Origin of the sequence: Bradyrhizobium sp. UNPF46, from assembly GCF_006658625.1 — a bacterium.
Taxonomy (GTDB): Bacteria; Pseudomonadota; Alphaproteobacteria; order Rhizobiales; family Xanthobacteraceae; genus Bradyrhizobium; species Bradyrhizobium nitroreducens.
On record NZ_LFJB01000034.1, the window covers coordinates 62073 to 80378 of the forward strand.

Consider the following 18306-nt stretch of genomic DNA (forward strand, 5'->3'; position numbering starts at 1 on the left):
GCAGAATCAGCGCTGCCTCTCACTCCTCGTCGTCGTCCTCGTCCTCATCGTCCTCGAGGTCGTCTTCATCGTCCTCGTCCGGGCCCTCGTCGGCAAGAGCCCCCGCGCCATGCGGCTGGTGGATCTGGTCGTTCCAGAGCTTGCGATAGGTCCCGTTCTTGGCGAGCAGTTGGGCATGCGAGCCGCGCTCGATCGCCCTGCCCCCTGAGATCACGATGATCTCGTCCATCTCGACCACCGAGGTCAGGCGGTGGGTCGACCAGATCATGGTGCGGCCCTTGGCGACCTTGAGCAGGGTGCGGTTGATCGCCGCTTCCGTGGTCTGGTCCAGCGCCGAGGTGGCCTCGTCCAGCAGCAGCACCGAGGGGTTGCGGATGATCGCGCGCGCGATCGCGATACGCTGGCGCTGGCCGCCCGAGAGCGTGTCGCCGCGCTCGCCGACCGGCGTGTCGTAGCGCTGCGGCAGACTCATGATGTAGCGGTGGATCTCGGCCTTCTTGGCGGCCTCCTCCACCTCCTCGTCGGTCGCGCCCTCCTTGCCGAGCCGGATGTTCTCGCGGATCGACATGTTGAACAGCATGTTCTCCTGGAACACCACCGCCATGCTCCGGCGCAGCGAATCCAGCGTCACCTTGCGGACGTCGACGCCGTCAATGGTGACGCGCCCCTCGTCCGGCACGTAGAGCCGCAGGATCAGGTTGAGCAAGGTGCTCTTGCCGGAGCCGCTCGGGCCGACGATCGCGATGCGCTTGCCCGCGTTGAGCTTGAGACTGAGATTGTCCAGCACCGGCGTCTGGCTGCCCTCGTACTGGAAGCTGACGTGGTCGAAGGTGATGTCGTTGGTGATGCGCGGCAAATCGGGCGCGCCGGGACGATCGGCGGCGCGGGTCGGCTCGTCGAGCAGCTCCTGCATGTGCCGGATCGCGGCGGCCGAGGAGATCGACACCGGGATGAAATGCATGACGTGGGCGATGTTGTAGGAGACTTCCCAGAACGCGCTCTCGAAGGTGACGAAGGTGCCGATGGTGATCTGGCCCTTGGTCGCCAGATACGCGCCGATCGCGAGCACCACGAGGTGCAGCATCAGCACCGAGATGGTCACCGTCCGCTCCACCATGGTCGACAGGAACGCGGCCGAGGCGATCTTGTCGCGCGTCGCGTCGTTGCGGAAGGTGAAGAAGCCGAACATCCTGCGCTGCAGGCTGAACGCCTTGATCACGGCCTGCGCCGCCACGTTCTCCTGCACCATGCCGAGCAGCGCGCTCTCGTTGAGCTTCTGCTCGTAATTGGCCTGCACCGCCTTGGGCGTCAGGATCCGCGGACCGATCAGCGTGATCGGGAACACCAGCAGCGCGACCACCGCGAGCTGCCAGTTCAAAAATACCATCAGGATGATGCCGGCGATCAATTCCAGGAACGGCAGCGCAGCACTGTTGGCGAAGGTCTTCACCGAGCCTTCGAAGGCCGAGAGGTCGACCGAGAAGCGCGACAGGATCTCGCCGCGCTTTGTGCGGCCGAAATAGGCAGCAGGCAGGTCCTGGACGTGCTCGAACAGGCGCTTGCGGACGTCGGAAATGATGCACGCCGCCAGTCGCGCGTCCCAACGCTCGTACCAGACGGCGACGATGGAGGTGAAGATTCCGGCGACGGCAAGCACGCCGAGAATCTTGTACAGCGCCTGAAAATCCTCCTCGCCGAGCGCATCGTCGATCAGGAACTTGAGGCTGAGCGGCATGATGACGTTGAACAGCGTCTCGACGAAGACGCCGAACGCCACGAATGACAGCATCCGCTTGTAGTTCGACAGAAAGGGTTTGACGAAGCCGACGATGGTCGCGAGCGCGCCGGCGGCTTCACGGGCGGTAAAGACGACGAGATCCTCGTCCTCGTCGTCGTCATCGAGCTCCAGCTCGTCATCCGCCTCGTCTTCGTCGTCCTCCTCATCCTCGAGGTCCGGCTTGGCCGCCGCAGCGAGCTTGTCGTCGAGCTCGGCCGCCCTGGATTCGGCGAGCTTCTGTTTGTCGGGCGAAAGAGACTTGTCGTCGGGCGAGAGAGGCTTGGATGCCATGAAACCAACCGATGCTGACGGCCGGCATGACCGCAGAGAAAGCAGGACATAGCGGCAACCGCTATTGCGCCGATTCTATGCGATCAGGATGAGTTCGGCAAAACAATTGGCGAATTCGACGCACGTTCCGAGGTTAGTCCTCGTCGTCGTCCTCGACCTTGTCGAAGAAGGAATAGCGCAAGCTGTCGGCGTCGGCGTACCACTGCCCCGGCCCCTTGTTGGCGGCGAGCGTCGCCTCCCAGAGCGCATCGGTGCAATCCTTGCGGTGCATCGAGAGGTCGAAACCGTTGCCGAAGAACAGTTCGGACCATTCCCACCAGGTGCCGAGCTTCTTGACCCCGCGCAAGAGGTCGTAGCGGTCGATCAGCGCCGGCGCCATGTCCGAGGTGATCGAGCCGAATACGAGGCCGGTCTTCACCACGCGGTTGAGCTCGCGGATCGCGCGGACCACCTGCTTCGGGGAAACGTGGCAGAGGCTGGTCTCGAACACGAAATCGAACGCGCCGTCCTTGAACGGCATGTCGGTGATCGAGCCGAGCTTGTTGTACTTTCTCAGCGCCTTCGGCGTCTTGGCATGGATGGCGCGGTTGTTCTCGATGCCGTAGGCATCGATGCCGCGGTCGCGCAGCGCGCCCACCAGCTCGCCGCTGGCCGAGCCCGCGACGAGCAGCTTGGCGCCCTTGGTCCTGCCCCAGACGATGCCGAGCAGGCTCGTGAGATAATCGGGGTCGGTGAAGTGGCGCCACGCCTCGTGATAGGGACCCTGACCGCGATAGTTCTCGAAATAATCGCGGTCGATCTTGTCGGAGAGCGGCTTGTCCTGCTGCGCGCGTTCGCGGCGCAGGCGCATCATCTCGGTCAGGATGATGTCGGTGGCGGCGTCGGAGGAATCGAGCAGGCCGTTCAGCGTCGAGTCGAAGAGATAGTCGCCGACCACGACGATGCCGGGATGCTCCTTCGGCTCGGGACGGTGGTTGGTCATGACGTCGCGCACCGGCAGACCGCCGGGTATCGCGTTCACCGACGACAGCCAGCGGTGGATCTTGCCTTCCATGAAATGCGCACGCGCATCGCCAAGCGAAGCCGGCAGCGATTTCAGCGCGGCGTCGATCAGCTCCTGGTCCGACAGGTTGGCGAACGCGAGCGCATCGGAGCCGGGAATCAGCCAGTTCAGCACGCCATGCTTGCCGACGTCATGGCGCGCGCCCTCGTTGTAGACGCAGCAGCCGCCGAAGGCTTCCGACATGAACCAGGCGCCGGGAATCTTCTCGCCCCAGAACGGGGTGTCGAACAGGATCGAGACGCGCAGGTAATGTGCGGGACGGTCGAAATAGGAGACGTGCTTGACCATCGACTTGCGCAGCTGCTCGCCTTCCCACCCCATGGTGGCGAGCCAGGAATGCGGCAGGCAGACCAGCACGAGATCGAAGTCGCGCGTCTCCGGTCCCTTGCCGTTCATCATCTTGAGCTGGTAGCGGCCGGTCGGCGCTTTGCCCACGGCGAGGACGCGGTGATTGAGCTGGATGTCGGCGTTGACCTCCGACTGCAGGCACTCGATCAGCTGCTCGTTGCCGTTCTGGATGGAATAGAGGCCGATATAGCCGTCGACATCCATCAGGTAGTTCTTGAGCGCGTTGAGGCCGTTGGTGTTGTGGCTCTCGGTCGCGATGTCGGAACGCGCCATCACCTTGAAGAAGCGCTTGGCGGTCTCGTCGTCGACCTCCTCGTCGAGCACCTGCTCGGCGGTCTTGTAGGCCCAGGGATTCTCGTTGTCGTGCGCGCCGACGCCCTCGTAATATTCGATTGGCGACATCATCTCGGTACAGCGCTTGCGGAACGCCTCGATCGCAGCGGCGGTCTTGGCGCCGTATCTGCGGCGCATGCCGGGAACGTCGTTCAGGAGCTCGCCGCCGAGATGCACCTGCTCGGCATCCATCGGAATGGTCTGCAGCCCGAAATGCTGGATCAGCTCGCGCAGCGGATCGGGGCCGGTCATCGAGTAGTCGTAGATCTCGGCGACGCCGGCTTCATACATCGCTGGCGCCGAATCGAATTTGCGCGTGACCACCTTGCCACCGAGCCGGTCGGAGGCCTCGTAGATGGTGACGCGGCAGAGGTCGCCAAGCTTGCGCTTCAAATACCAGGCGCTCATCAGCCCGCCCGGGCCGCCGCCTACGATTGCCAGATCAAGCATGTGAGTTCCGTGGTCTCCGGCCCTGCCCCCGTCACGGGATCCACCGGCCTAAACTCCCCTAGCAGAAGCGCTTTTGCGCCTGAAGGAAAGATGAACAAAGGTTGATCCCGCATCGCAGCAAGGAAAGAAAGCAGCAAAAAGGCCGGCTTCCGCCGGCCTTTTCAGTGTCCTCGGTATTCCTACGGATGAACGATTATTCCGCGGGGGGCAGCGCAGGAAGCTCCGCCTCAGGCGCGGGCGACACGACGGCCGCCTGCTTCTCGCGCTCGTCCAGGATCAGCTTGTCGCGCTTCATTGCGACTTCGCGGATCTTGGCCATGGAGGCGCCGGTGCCCGCCGGGATCAGCCGGCCGACGATGACGTTCTCCTTGAGGCCTTCGAGCGGATCGATCTTGCCGTTGACCGCCGCTTCCGTGAGGACGCGGGTGGTCTCCTGGAACGAGGCCGCCGAGAAGAACGAACGGGTCTGGAGGCTCGCCTTGGTGATGCCGAGCAGAACCGGCGTACCCGTGGCGACCTTCTTGCCCTCTTCCTTGGCCTTCTCGTTCAGCGCGTCGAACTCGATCTTGTCGACCTGCTCGCCGGAGATCATGTCCGTGTCGCCCTGGTCGGTGACTTCCACCTTCTGGAGCATCTGACGGACAATCACCTCGATGTGCTTGTCGTTGATGAGCACGCCCTGGAGCCGGTAGACCTCCTGGATTTCGTTGACCAGGTAGGCCGCGAGCTCCTCGATGCCCTTGACCGCAAGGATGTCGTGCGGCGCCGGGTTGCCTTCGACGATGAAGTCGCCCTTTTCGACGACGTCGCCGTCCTGAAGGTGGATGTGCTTGCCCTTCGGGATCAGGTACTCGCGCGGCTCGTCGGTCTTGTCCATCGGCTCGATCGAGATGCGACGCTTGTTCTTGTAGTCGCGCCCGAACCGGATGGTGCCCGCGATCTCGGCGATGATCGCCGCATCCTTCGGACGCCGTGCCTCGAACAGTTCCGCCACCCGCGGCAGACCGCCGGTGATGTCACGCGTCTTGGCGCTTTCGGTCGAGACACGGGCGAGGATGTCGCCCGGGTTGACCTTGGCTCCGACGTCGACCGAGAGAATGGCATCGACCGACAGCATGTAGCGGGCATCGCCGCCACGGGCGAGCTTGAGCACCTTGCCATCCTTGCCCTTGATCACGATGGCCGGACGCAGGTCCGAGCCGCCGCGAGTCGAGCGCCAGTCGATGACCACGCGCTTGGCGATACCGGTTGCCTCGTCGAGCGTTTCCGAGATCGACTGCCCCTCGACCAGATCCTCGAAGCCGATCGTGCCTTCGACCTCGGTGAGGAGCGGACGGGTGTAGGGATCCCACTCGACGATGCGCTGGCCACGCTTGACCATGTCGCCTTCGTCGACGTGCAGGCGCGAGCCGTACTGGACGCGGTGCGTCGCACGCTCGGTGCCGTCGGCATCGACGATCGCCACCACCATGTTGCGCACCATCGCGATCAGATGACCTTCGCTGTTGCGGGCGATGGCCTTGTTCCGGATCACGATCTTGCCGTCGAAATTGGCTTCGACGAAGGACTGCTCGTTGAGCTGCGCCGCACCACCGATGTGGAAGGTGCGCATGGTCAGCTGGGTGCCGGGCTCGCCGATCGACTGCGCCGCGATGACGCCGACGGCTTCACCGTGGTTGACCGGCGTGCCGCGGGCGAGGTCGCGGCCGTAGCACTTGCCGCAGATGCCGTTGACGAGCTCGCAGGTCAGCGCCGAGCGGATCTTCACCTCCTGCACACCACCCTGCTGGATGGCGTCCAGGTGGCTCTCTTCCATCAGCGTGTCGCGCTTGATGATCACCTTGCCCGAGCTGTCACGGATGTCTTCGCAGGCCGTGCGTCCGAGGATGCGCGAGCCGAGCGAAGCGACCACGGTGCCGGCATCGACGATGGCGCGCATCTTGATGCCGAGCTTGGTGCCGCAGTCGCTCTGCGTGATGATGCAGTCCTGCGCGACGTCGACGAGACGACGGGTCAGGTAGCCCGAGTTCGCGGTCTTCAACGCGGTGTCCGCGAGGCCCTTACGGGCGCCGTGGGTCGAGTTGAAGTACTCGAGCACCGAGAGGCCTTCCTTGAAGTTCGAGATGATCGGCGTCTCGATGATCTCGCCCGACGGCTTGGCCATCAGGCCGCGCATGCCGGCGAGCTGGCGCATCTGGGCCGGCGAACCGCGGGCACCGGAGTGAGCCATCATGTAGATCGAGTTGATGTCGGCGTCGGCCCCGCTCGCCGTCTTCTTGGTCGAGGAGATCTCCTTCATCATCGCCTTGGCGATTTCTTCCGTGGCCTTCGACCAGGCGTCGACGACCTTGTTGTACTTCTCGCCGTGGGTGATCAGACCGTCGTTGTACTGCTGCTCGAAATCCTTCGCCAGCGTACGGGTGGTGTCGACGATCTTCCACTTGCCGTGCGGCACGACCATGTCGTCCTTGCCGAACGAGATGCCGGCCTTGAACGCGTTGTAGAAGCCGAGCGCCATGATGCGGTCGCAGAAGATCACCGTCTCCTTCTGTCCGCAGTGGCGGTAGACCTGGTCGATGACGCCCGAGATCTCGCGCTTGGTCATCAGCTTGTTGATGATCTCGTACGAAATCCGCGGGTTCTTCGGCAAGAGATTGCCGAGCATGACGCGGCCGGCGGTGGTCTCGATCCAGCGCGTCGAGACCTTGCCGGTCTCGTCCATGCCCTGCCACCGGTACTTGATCTTGGTGTGGAGGTGGATGACCTTCGCGTGCAGGGCGTGCTCGAGCTCGGCCATGTCGCCGAAGATCTTGCCCTCGCCGGGCAGACCTTCGCGCATGATCGAAACGTAGTAGAGACCGAGCACGATGTCCTGCGACGGCACGATGATCGGCTGACCGTTGGCCGGATGCAGGATGTTGTTGGTCGACATCATCAGGACGCGCGCTTCCAGCTGCGCTTCGAGCGACAGCGGGACGTGCACGGCCATCTGGTCGCCGTCGAAGTCAGCGTTGAATGCCGAGCAGACCAGCGGATGCAGCTGGATCGCCTTGCCCTCGATCAGCACGGGCTCGAACGCCTGAATGCCGAGGCGATGCAGCGTCGGTGCGCGGTTCAGCAGCACCGGATGCTCGCGGATGACCTCGTCCAGGATGTCCCAGACCTCGGGCCGCTCCTTCTCGACCAGCTTCTTGGCCTGCTTCACCGTGGTGGACAGGCCCTTGGCGTCGAGCCGCGAATAGATGAACGGCTTGAACAGCTCGAGCGCCATCTTCTTCGGCAGGCCGCACTGATGCAGGCGCAGCTCGGGACCGACCACGATCACCGAACGGCCCGAATAGTCGACGCGCTTGCCGAGCAGGTTCTGACGGAACCGGCCCTGCTTGCCCTTGAGCATGTCGGCGAGCGACTTCAGCGGGCGCTTGTTGGCGCCGGTGATGACGCGGCCGCGGCGGCCGTTGTCGAACAGCGCATCGACCGCTTCCTGAAGCATGCGCTTCTCGTTGCGGATGATGATGTCCGGCGCGCGCAGCTCCATCAGCCGCTTCAAGCGGTTGTTGCGGTTGATGACGCGGCGGTAGAGGTCGTTGAGATCCGAGGTCGCGAAGCGGCCGCCGTCCAGCGGCACCAGCGGACGCAGGTCCGGCGGAATCACCGGGACCACGGTCATGATCATCCATTCCGGCTTGTTGCCGGAGTGGCGGAACGCTTCCACGATCTTCAGGCGCTTGGCGAGCTTCTTGTGCTTGATGTCGGAGTCGGTCTCCTGCATCTCGACGCGCAAGCTCGCCTCGAGCTTCTCGAGGTCCATGCCCTTGAGCAGCTCGCGAATGGCTTCGGCGCCGATCATGGCGGTGAAGCTGTCCTGGCCGTACTCGTCCTGTGCCTTCAGGTACTCGTCTTCAGACAGCAGCTGACGGTCCTTGAGCGCGGTGAGGCCCGGCTCGAGAACGACGTAGTATTCGAAGTAGAGGATCCGCTCGAGATCCTTCAGCGTCATGTCCAGCAGAAGGCCGATGCGCGAGGGCAGCGACTTCAGGAACCAGATGTGGGCGACGGGGGCGGCGAGCTCGATATGGCCCATGCGCTCGCGCCGGACGCGCGACAGCGTGACCTCGACCGAGCACTTCTCGCAGATGATGCCCTTGTACTTCATGCGCTTGTACTTGCCGCACAAGCACTCGTAATCCTTGATCGGCCCGAAGATGCGCGCGCAGAACAGGCCGTCGCGCTCGGGCTTGAAGGTGCGGTAGTTGATGGTCTCCGGCTTCTTGATCTCGCCGTAGGACCAGGACAGAATCTTCTCTGGAGACGCGATCGAGATCCGGATCTGGTCGAAGACCTGAGCCGGCGTCGTCGGGTTGAAGAGATTCATAATTTCTTGGTTCATCGTCTTCTCCTCGCGTGCCGGTCGCCTCCGGCCGCAAATTCGAAAATCACTTCGTGGGGCGCCCTGCCCTCAAGGCATCAGGAGGGGCGCCAATGCCCGGCCGCGAAGGCCGGGCATGACAGGTCGAATTACTCGGCAGCTTCCGACGTCGGCGCCGGTCCCATCTTGGAGTTGTGCAGGTCGACGTTGAGGCCGAGCGAGCGCATTTCCTTGACCAGCACGTTGAACGATTCCGGAATACCGGCCTCGAACGTGTCGTCGCCGCGCACGATCGCCTCGTACACCTTGGTGCGGCCGGCGACGTCGTCCGACTTCACCGTCAGCATTTCCTGGAGCGTGTACGCCGCGCCGTAAGCCTCGAGCGCCCACACCTCCATTTCGCCGAAGCGCTGGCCGCCGAACTGCGCCTTGCCGCCCAGCGGCTGCTGGGTGACGAGCGAGTACGGACCGATCGAACGCGCATGGATCTTGTCGTCGACCAGATGGTGCAGCTTGAGCATGTAGATGTAGCCCACCGTCACCTTGCGATCGAAGGCATCGCCAGTGCGGCCGTCATAGACGGTCGACTGGCCCGACGCGTCGAGACCGGCAAGCTTCAGCATCTCCTCGATGTCGGCTTCCTTGGCGCCGTCGAACACGGGCGTTGCGATCGGCACGCCGCGGCTGAGGTTATGGCCGAGTTCGAGCAGCTCGTTGTCGTTGAGCGACTTGATGGTCTCGTCCTCGCCGTAGACCTTCTTCAAGGTCTCCTTCAGCGGCTTGATGTCCTGCTTCGACAAATAGGCATCGACCGTCTGGCCGATACGCTTGCCGAGGCCGGCGCAGGCCCAGCCGAGATGGGTCTCGAGGATCTGTCCGACGTTCATGCGCGAGGGCACGCCGAGCGGATTGAGCACGATGTCGGCGTGCGTGCCGTCTTCGAGGAACGGCATGTCCTCGATCGGCACGATCTTCGACACCACGCCCTTGTTGCCGTGGCGGCCGGCCATCTTGTCGCCGGGCTGGATCTTGCGCTTCACCGCGACGAAGACCTTGACCATCTTCATCACGCCGGGCGGCAATTCGTCACCGCGCTGCAGCTTCTCGACCTTGTCGAGGAAGCGCTGCTCGAGCCCCTTCTTCGACTCGTCGTACTGCTTCCGCATGGCCTCGATCTCGGCCATCAGCTTGTCGTTCGGCGAGGCGAACAGCCACCACTGCGACTTCGGGTACTCCTCGAGCACCGCACGGGTGATCTTGGTGTCCTTCTTGAAGCCCTTGGGGCCGGCGATGCCCTGCCGCCCCTCGAGGAGCTCGGCAAGACGGTTGTAGACGTTGCGGTCCAGGATCGCCTGCTCGTCGTCGCGGTCCTTGGCCAGACGCTCGATCTCTTCCCGCTCGATCGCCAGCGCACGCTCGTCCTTGTCGACGCCGTGACGGTTGAACACGCGCACTTCAACGATCGTGCCCTGCACGCCCGGGGGAACGCGCAGCGAAGTGTCGCGAACGTCGGACGCCTTCTCGCCGAAGATGGCGCGCAGGAGCTTTTCTTCCGGCGTCATCGGGCTCTCGCCCTTCGGCGTGATCTTGCCGACCAGGATGTCGCCCGCACGCACTTCCGCGCCGATGTAGACGATACCGGCTTCGTCGAGGTTCTTCAGCGCTTCTTCCGAGACGTTCGGAATGTCGCGGGTGATTTCCTCGGGCCCGAGCTTGGTGTCGCGGGCCATCACCTCGAACTCCTCGATGTGGATCGAGGTGAAGACGTCTTCCTTCACGATCCGCTCGGAGAGCAGGATCGAGTCTTCAAAGTTGTAGCCGTTCCACGGCATGAACGCGACGAGCACGTTACGGCCGAGCGCGAGCTCACCGAGATCGGTCGACGGACCGTCGGCGATGATGTCGCCCTTCTTGACGATGTCGCCGACCTTCACCAGCGGACGCTGGTTGATGCAGGTCGACTGGTTCGAGCGCTGGTACTTCATCAGACGGTAGATATCGACGCCCGACTTGGTCGGATCGAGATCTTCCGTCGCACGGATGACGACGCGGGTCGCGTCGATCTGGTCGATCACGCCCGAACGGCGCGCCGCGATCGCGGCACCCGAGTCACGCGCAACGACGCCTTCCATGCCCGTACCAACGAACGGCGCCTCGGCGCGAACCAGCGGCACCGCCTGGCGCTGCATGTTCGAGCCCATCAGCGCGCGGTTGGCGTCGTCGTTCTCGAGGAACGGGATCAGGGCCGCTGCGACCGAAACCAGCTGCTTCGGCGACACGTCCATGTAATCGACCTTGTCCGGCGTCACCGGCAAGACTTCGCCGGCGTGACGGCAGACCACGAGGTCTTCGGTGAAGCGGCCCTTCGGGTCGAGCGGCACGTTGGCCTGCGCGACCGTGTAGCGGCCCTCCTCCATCGCCGAGAGGTACACGACCTCGTCGGTGACGCGGCCGTCCTTGACCTTGCGGTACGGCGTCTCGACGAAGCCGTACTTGTTCACGCGCGCGAAGGTCGCGAGCGAGTTGATCAGACCGATGTTCGGACCTTCCGGCGTCTCGATCGGGCAGATGCGGCCGTAATGGGTCGGATGCACGTCGCGGACTTCGAAGCCGGCGCGCTCGCGGGTCAGACCGCCCGGTCCAAGCGCCGACAGGCGGCGCTTGTGGGTGATCTCCGAGAGCGGGTTGGTCTGGTCCATGAACTGCGAGAGCTGCGAGGAGCCGAAGAACTCGCGCACGGCGGCGGCCGCGGGCTTGGCGTTGATCAGGTCCTGCGGCATGACCGTGTCGATGTCGACCGAGGACATGCGCTCCTTGATCGCGCGCTCCATGCGCAGCAGGCCGATGCGGTACTGGTTCTCCATGAGTTCGCCGACCGAGCGCACGCGGCGATTGCCGAGATGGTCGATGTCGTCGATCTCGCCCTTGCCGTCGCGCAAATCCACCAGCGTCTTGATGACGGAGAGGATGTCTTCCTTGCGCAGCGTGCGCTGGGTGTCGGGCGCATCGAGGTCGAGGCGCATGTTCATCTTGACGCGGCCGACCGCGGAGAGGTCGTAACGCTCGGCGTCGAAGAACAGCGACTGGAACATGGCCTGCGCCGAGTCCAGCGTCGGCGGCTCGCCCGGACGCATCACGCGGTAGATGTCGAACAGCGCGTCTTCACGCGTCATGTTCTTGTCGGCCGAGAGCGTGTTGCGGATGTAGGGGCCGACATTGACGTGGTCGATGTCGAGGAGCGGCAATTCCTTGTAGCCGTGCTCGTTGAGCACCTTCATCGACTTGTCGGTGATTTCCTCACCGGCTTCGGCGTGGATCTCACCGGTCTTCGGGTTGACGAGGTCCTCGGCGATGTAATTGCCGACCAGCTCCTCATCGGCCATGCGCAGCGCCTTCAGCCCCTTCTCCTGGAGCTGGCGGGCGGCGCGGACGGTGAGCTTCTTGCCAGCCTCGAGCACGACCTTGCCGGTATCGGCGTCGATCAAATCGTTGACGGTCGAGTAGCCGCGGAAGCGGTTGGCGTCGAACGGAACGCGCCAGCCTTCCTTGGTCCGCTTGTAGAGGATCTTCTTGTAGAACGTCGACAGGATCGCCTCGCCGTCGAGGCCGAGGGCGAACATCAGCGACGTCACCGGAATCTTGCGGCGACGGTCGATACGGGCATAGACGATGTCCTTGGCGTCGAACTCGATGTCGAGCCAGGAGCCGCGATACGGGATCACGCGGGCGGCGAACAGGAGCTTGCCCGAGGAATGGGTCTTGCCCTTGTCGTGATCGAAGAACACGCCGGGCGAACGGTGCATCTGCGAGACGATGACGCGCTCGGTGCCGTTGACGATGAAGGTGCCGTTCATCGTCATGAGCGGGATGTCGCCCATGTAGACGTCCTGCTCCTTGATGTCCTTCACCGACTTCGCGCCGGTTTCCTCGTCGATATCGAACACGATGAGGCGCAGCGTCACCTTGAGGGGGGCCGCGAAGGTCATGCCGCGCTGGCGGCACTCGTCGACGTCGTATTTCGGCTGCTCGAACTCGTACCGGACGAATTCCAGCATCGAGGTGCCCGAGAAATCGGAGATCGGGAACACCGAGCGGAACACCGCCTGCAGGCCCTCGTCGAGGCGACCACCCGCGGGCTCGTCGACCATCAGGAACTGGTCATAGGACGCCTTCTGAACCTCGATGAGGTTCGGCATCTCGGCGACTTCCTTGATGTGTCCGAAGAACTTGCGAACGCGTTTGCGACCGGTGAATGTCTGCTGCGCCATCGTGGCCTCTCATTTCGTCGCCCGCTCTGGGCGCGCCGTCCGGAACGCGGTTGCCACCGCTCCCCGGGTTGAATTTTTCGAACCCGTTTTGGGGGTCGGAAATTCAGTTTCAGGCCGGAATGTCCTGAATCTGTTCTTCAGACCTTCAAAACGCAAAACGACGCGCGGGGCGCATAGGCGCGCCCGCCCGTCACAACGATCGTCTTCACGGACTGCAAAAGCCCGAAATAGCCTGCTCTCCCAACGGCTTACAGGGAAATCCGACCTCCCTGCCCACCGCGCTTTCGTGCTGTCGACCCGATATGGGGCGACAATAGTGCAGATTCGAGGGTTAAGCCCGCAAATCCCCACACTTTTTCGTGTTCGGCTCGCGTCGGGACGTTCCGTCGCACGCCTTTTGCATCTGCCCTGCTTGAGGGCGAGACAAGGATCCCGGGCTTTCCGCCCGGGATCCCGCGCCAGTAAGCAGTGCTTACTTGAGCTCGACCTTGGCGCCAGCCTTCTCGAGCTGGGCCTTGATCTTGTCGGCTTCTTCCTTGTTCACGCCTTCCTTCAGCGGCTTCGGAGCACCCTCGACGAGGTCCTTTGCTTCCTTCAGGCCGAGACCGGTGATGGCGCGGACTTCCTTGATGACCTCGATCTTCTTGTCGCCAGCCGAGGCGAGAACGACCGTGAACTCGGTCTTCTCTTCCGCCGGAGCAGCAGCAGCGCCACCGCCAGCCGGGCCAGCCACGGCGACAGCCGCGGCAGCCGAAACGCCCCACTTCTCTTCAAGGAGCTTCGCCAGTTCAGCAGCTTCGAGCACGGTGAGGCTCGAGAGGTCGTCAACGATCTTCTGCAGGTCAGCCATTGTTCAGTTTCCTTACGTGTAAGTCTGGTTCGGGTTTGAGTTTTGCGAAGGGCGTCAGGCCGCTTCGCCCTTTGAGGCATGAGCCTGGATGACGCGCGCGAGCTTGCCCGCGGGCGCGTTGGCGAGCTGGGCCAGCTTGGTCGCCGGGGCCACGATGAGGCCGACGATCTTGCCGCGCAGTTCGTCAAGCGACGGCAGCGAGGCAAGAGCCTTCACGCCGTCGACATTCAGGACGGTCTTCCCCATCGAGCCGCCGACAATGACGAACTTTTCGTTCGCCTTGGCGAATTCGATGGCGACCTTTGGCGCCGCTACCGGATCGTTCGAAGTGGCGATCACGGTCGGTCCCTTCAGCATGGGGCCGATGGCAACGACGTCAGTGCCTTCAAGAGCAATTTTGGCGAGACGGTTCTTCGAGACCTTCACCGCGGCACCCGCCTGCTTCATCTGCTGGCGCAGCTTCTGCATCTGGGCGACGGTGAGGCCGGAATATTGAGCAACGACCGCGACGCTCGTGGTCTTGAAGACCTCATTGAGCTGTTCGACCGCCTCTTTTTTTGCCGCTCGTTCCACAGCAAGCTCTCTCCGGTTGGCGGTCATCGCAAGAAGCGGGACCGCCGGGTTACACCCATCGTCCCACCCAAAACCTGAACCTCGGGGCCAAAACCCTGAAGGACACGCGCCGGGCGAGACGACAATTCAAAGCCTGCCCTCCGGGAGCCCGCTAAGGCCCACGGCGTGTCGAGGTCCGAACCAGACCCGTTTCGCGCAGCCAGCCCTTAAAGCTGGACGCGAAGTGAAATCCGGTCTTCACCCGTCTATGCAGGCCATACGATTAAGCCGTTGAGAAATCGAAATTTCCCGCAAGCGCCTGCAGTCTTGGACAGGACAAGGTCAGACGGCGAACCGCCCGACCTCTGCCCGCATCCCACCAACCGACGGATTTTCCTTCCTTTTCGGGCAAATCCTCGCGGACGTCCTGAAAAGGAATGATCTCCTGTCGTATCGGGTTTTCGGAATGCGTGCACGAACGCGCCAGCCGAGGCCGGCACGTCCGGAAGCGGTTCTTTAACCGCTCCTTGCCTGCTTGCCAAGAGCAAAATTCACACCAGTTCCAATCCGTTGCCGGCGGGCCTTGAGGCCGGCTGACAAGGGCCGATTCAGGCCGATTTGACCGCGTAAGGCAGCGGCTTGCCCTCGAAGAACGCGGTCAGGTTCGCCAGCACGCAGTTCTGCATGGCGACATGCGATTCGAGGGTGTGGCCGCCGATATGGGGGGCAAACACCACGTTCGGCAGCGCCGTCAGGGCGTCGGGGGCGTGCGGCTCCTTCTCGAACACGTCGAGGCCGGCGCCGGCAATGGTCTTGTCGGAGAGCGCCGCGACCAGGGCCTTCTCGTCGATGACAGAGCCGCGGGAGATGTTGACGACGTAGCCGTCGGCGCCCAGGCGCCCCAGGATATCCGCATTGACGACGTGCTGGGTCTCGGCTCCCGCCCGGACCGCGATCATCAGCACGCTGCACCAGTCGGCCAGCGCCTCCAGCGACGGGAAATATTGATAGGGCAGATCGTACTTGGTCCGGCTGAAATAGCCGACCTCGCTCTCGAAAGCGGCGCAGCGCGCGGCGATCTTGCGGCCGATCTCGCCCATGCCGTAGACGCCGATGCGGCGGCCGGGCATGCCGGCCTGCGGCCGCATCATCGGCGACTGCTTCGAGGCGGCCCAATCGCCGCCGCGGACATACTGGTCGGCGACCAGGATCCGCCGCGTCGTCGCCAGCATCAGGGTCATCGCGATATCGGCGACCGAGGCGGCATTGGCGCCGGGGCTGTGACCGACCGCGATGTTGCGGCTGGCTGCCGCCTTCAGGTCGATACCGTCATAGCCGGTGCCGTAGCAGACGATGGCGCCGAGCTTCGGAAACTGGTCCATCGCTTCCGCGCCGAGCGGCTGGGCGCCGCCGGTCAGCAGCGCGCGAATGCCACTGAGCTCGTCCGCCGGAAACACCTCGCGCGCGGGCTTGCCGCCGGTGTCGAGCAGATCGAACCGCTCGGCGAAGCGCGCCATCATGGTCTTGGGAAAGCGCGAATAGATCAGGACCTTGTCAGCCATTGTTGTTTCCGGTGAGTGCCGCCACAAACGACGAGGGGCGGAATCGGTTGCCCGATTCCGCCCCTCGCCTCATGCAATTTCCAAACCTTTAGCCGAGAATGGTGCCCGGCTCGACCTTCACGCCGGGGCCCATCGTCGAGGACACCGCAACGCGCTGGATGTAGGTGCCCTTGGAGCCCGCGGGCTTTGCCTTCGAGACCGCATCGGCCAGAGCCTTGATGTTCTCAACCAGCTTCTCCTCGGTGAACGAGGCCTTGCCGACGCCGGCCTGCAGGATGCCGGCCTTCTCGACGCGGAACTCGACCGAGCCGCCCTTGGCACCCTTCACCGCACCGGTGACGTCCATGGTCACGGTGCCGATCTTCGGGTTCGGCATCAGGCCGCGCGGGCCGAGCACCTTACCGAGGCGGCCGACCAGCGGCATCATGTCGGGAGTGGCGATGCAGCGGTCGAAATCGATCGAGCCGTTCTGCACCTTCTCGACCAGATCCTCGGCGCCGACGACGTCGGCACCGGCGGCCTTGGCTTCGTCAGCCTTGGCGCCGCGGGCGAACACGCCGACGCGGAGCGTACGGCCGGTGCCGTTCGGCAGGGTCACGACGCCGCGGACCATCTGGTCGGCGTGACGCGGATCGACGCCGAGATTGATCGCGACCTCGATGGTCTCGTCGAACTTCGCCTTCGCGCGTTCCTTGACCATCTTGATGGCTTCCGCGAGCGGGTAAAGCTTTTCGCGGTCAACACCTTCGCGGGCTTTGTTCAAACGCTTTCCGATTGCCATGACCGCTTACCCCGCCACTTCCAGACCCATCGAACGGGCAGAGCCCTCGACCATCTTCATGGCCGACTCGATGGTGTCGCAATTGAGATCCTTCATCTTCTTCTCGGCGATCTCGCGCACCTGCGCCTTGGTCACCTTGCCGGCCTTGTCACGGCCCGGCGCCTTCGAGCCGGACTGGATCTTGGCAGCCTGCTTGAGGAAGAACGACATCGGGGGGGTCTTCATCTCGAACGTGAACGAACGATCGGCGTAGATCGTGATCACGACGGGAATCGGGGTGTTCTTCTCTTCCTTCTGGGTCTGCGCGTTGAACGCCTTGCAGAACTCCATGATGTTGAGACCGCGCTGACCGAGCGCGGGACCGATCGGGGGCGAAGGATTCGCCGCACCGGCCGGGACCTGAAGCTTCAGGTATCCGGTCACTTTCTTTGCCATGTATCACTCCTGTTGTGCCGGCATGCCGCCGGCGGTTTCAGGTTCGTGGTCGGGATCAACGGGCGGCTGGCAACCGCCCTCGTCCTCCCACGGCCTCTTCAGAGACGTCGCCGCCTCCACTCTCGTCACGCCCGGGCTTGACCCGGGCATCCATCCCGCTTCGTAAAGTGCTTTGTCACGAAGCAGATGGATTGCCGGATCAAGCCCGGCAATGACAGCATCGGATCAGACCTTCTCGACCTGACCGAATTCCAGCTCGACGGGCGTTGCGCGGCCGAAGATCGACACCGCGACCTTCACGCGCGAACGCGCCTCGTCGATTTCCTCGACAACGCCCGAGAACGAGGCAAACGGGCCATCGGCCACGCGCACGTTCTCGCCGATCTCGAACGACACCGACGCCTTCGGCCGTTCCACGCCCTCCTGCACCTGGTGCAGGATCCGCATGGCCTCGGCTTCCGAGATCGGCATCGGCTTGTTTTCAGCGCCGAGGAAGCCCGTGACCTTCGGCGTGTTCTTGATCAGATGAAACGCCTCGTCGGTGAGCTTCATCTTCACCAGCACGTAGCCGGGGAAGAACTTGCGCTCGGCGTCGATCTTGCGACCGCGGCGCACTTCCGTGACCTTCTCGGTCGGCACCAGCACCAGCTCGAACAGCTCCTCGAGCCCGCGCTGCTTGGCCTGCTCGCGGATGGATTCGGCGACCTTCTTCTCGAAGTTCGAATAGGCGTGGACGATGTACCAGCGCTTGTCGGACAGTTGAGCGGTTGCGGTTGCCATCAGTGAATGCCCAGAAGGTAGGTGATGAGGACACGGATGATCTGGTCGGCGGCGAAGAAGAAGATCGAGGCCACGGCGACCATCACGAACACCATGATGGTGGTGATCGTGGTCTCGCGGCGGGTCGGCCAGGTGACCTTGGCGGTCTCCGAGCGCACTTCCTGCAAGAACTTGAACGGGCTGACTGCCATCGTTTTGATGTCCAACGTCCGTCGACAGACGCGAATGAATTTCAGGGATCCGAACAGCCGCCGTTGGCCCAGCCCTCTGTCTCGAAGGATGAGCCGGAATCCGGGCTCGATTGTTCGGGGATTTCAAAGCCGCGCCGGAGATCCGCGTCTAACGGGCCGGCAGCGAGTGCGGGGTATCTACTGCGGATGAGGCCAAACGTCAAGGTAGCGGCGCGCTGGCCAAACCGCCCCTCGTCCGCGGCGACCTCCGCCAGAG

11 protein-coding genes are annotated in these 18306 nt (G+C 63.6%); all 11 read right to left on the reverse strand.

From position 1 onward, the window contains the following. Nucleotides 1–19 precede the first annotated feature (19 nt). Nucleotides 20–2068 (reverse strand): ABC transporter ATP-binding protein, encoded by a 2049-nt coding sequence (locus UNPF46_RS15065; RefSeq protein WP_142250516.1) that lies wholly within the window; start codon nucleotides 2066–2068, stop codon nucleotides 20–22. Between the two features lie 133 nt (nucleotides 2069–2201). Beyond that, nucleotides 2202–4262 carry an FAD-dependent oxidoreductase gene (locus UNPF46_RS15070; protein ID WP_142250517.1) on the reverse strand — a complete coding sequence of 687 codons (2061 nt, stop codon included), beginning with the start codon at nucleotides 4260–4262 and terminating at the stop codon, nucleotides 2202–2204. A gap of 193 nt (nucleotides 4263–4455) precedes the next feature. After that, nucleotides 4456–8652 (reverse strand): DNA-directed RNA polymerase subunit beta', encoded by a 4197-nt coding sequence (rpoC, locus tag UNPF46_RS15075; protein WP_100177005.1) that lies wholly within the window; start codon nucleotides 8650–8652, stop codon nucleotides 4456–4458. 128 nt (nucleotides 8653–8780) lie between these two features. Beyond that, on the reverse strand, nucleotides 8781–12899 hold the full coding sequence (gene rpoB, locus UNPF46_RS15080; RefSeq protein ID WP_100177006.1) for a DNA-directed RNA polymerase subunit beta: 4119 nt from the start codon (nucleotides 12897–12899) through the stop codon (nucleotides 8781–8783). A 472-nt stretch (nucleotides 12900–13371) separates the two neighbouring features. Continuing rightward, complete coding sequence (gene rplL, locus UNPF46_RS15085; RefSeq protein ID WP_100177007.1) at nucleotides 13372–13749, reverse strand: 50S ribosomal protein L7/L12; 378 nt, start codon at nucleotides 13747–13749, stop codon at nucleotides 13372–13374. A gap of 54 nt (nucleotides 13750–13803) precedes the next feature. Then, nucleotides 13804–14322, reverse strand: coding sequence for a 50S ribosomal protein L10 (rplJ, locus tag UNPF46_RS15090; RefSeq protein ID WP_025037001.1), 519 nt, complete (start codon nucleotides 14320–14322; stop codon nucleotides 13804–13806). Between the two features lie 587 nt (nucleotides 14323–14909). After that, nucleotides 14910–15863, reverse strand: a complete 954-nt coding sequence (locus UNPF46_RS15095; RefSeq protein WP_142250518.1) for a 2-hydroxyacid dehydrogenase — start codon at nucleotides 15861–15863, stop codon at nucleotides 14910–14912. Between the two features lie 88 nt (nucleotides 15864–15951). After that, nucleotides 15952–16644, reverse strand: coding sequence for a 50S ribosomal protein L1 (gene rplA / locus UNPF46_RS15100; RefSeq protein ID WP_097658732.1), 693 nt, complete (start codon nucleotides 16642–16644; stop codon nucleotides 15952–15954). Nucleotides 16645–16650: 6 nt separating this feature from the next. Then, a complete protein-coding gene (gene rplK, locus UNPF46_RS15105) occupies nucleotides 16651–17079 on the reverse strand; it encodes a 50S ribosomal protein L11 (RefSeq protein WP_008136439.1) in 429 nt (142 codons plus the stop codon). A 225-nt stretch (nucleotides 17080–17304) separates the two neighbouring features. Beyond that, a complete protein-coding gene (gene nusG, locus UNPF46_RS15110; protein WP_007602985.1) occupies nucleotides 17305–17859 on the reverse strand; it encodes a transcription termination/antitermination protein NusG in 555 nt (184 codons plus the stop codon). Then, the gene (gene secE, locus UNPF46_RS15115; RefSeq protein ID WP_026202711.1) at nucleotides 17859–18050 is read right to left on the reverse strand and encodes a preprotein translocase subunit SecE; all 192 of its coding nucleotides are present in this window, start codon (nucleotides 18048–18050) and stop codon (nucleotides 17859–17861) included. Before secE ends, nusG begins: the two co-directional genes overlap by 1 nt. Nucleotides 18051–18306 lie beyond the last annotated feature (256 nt).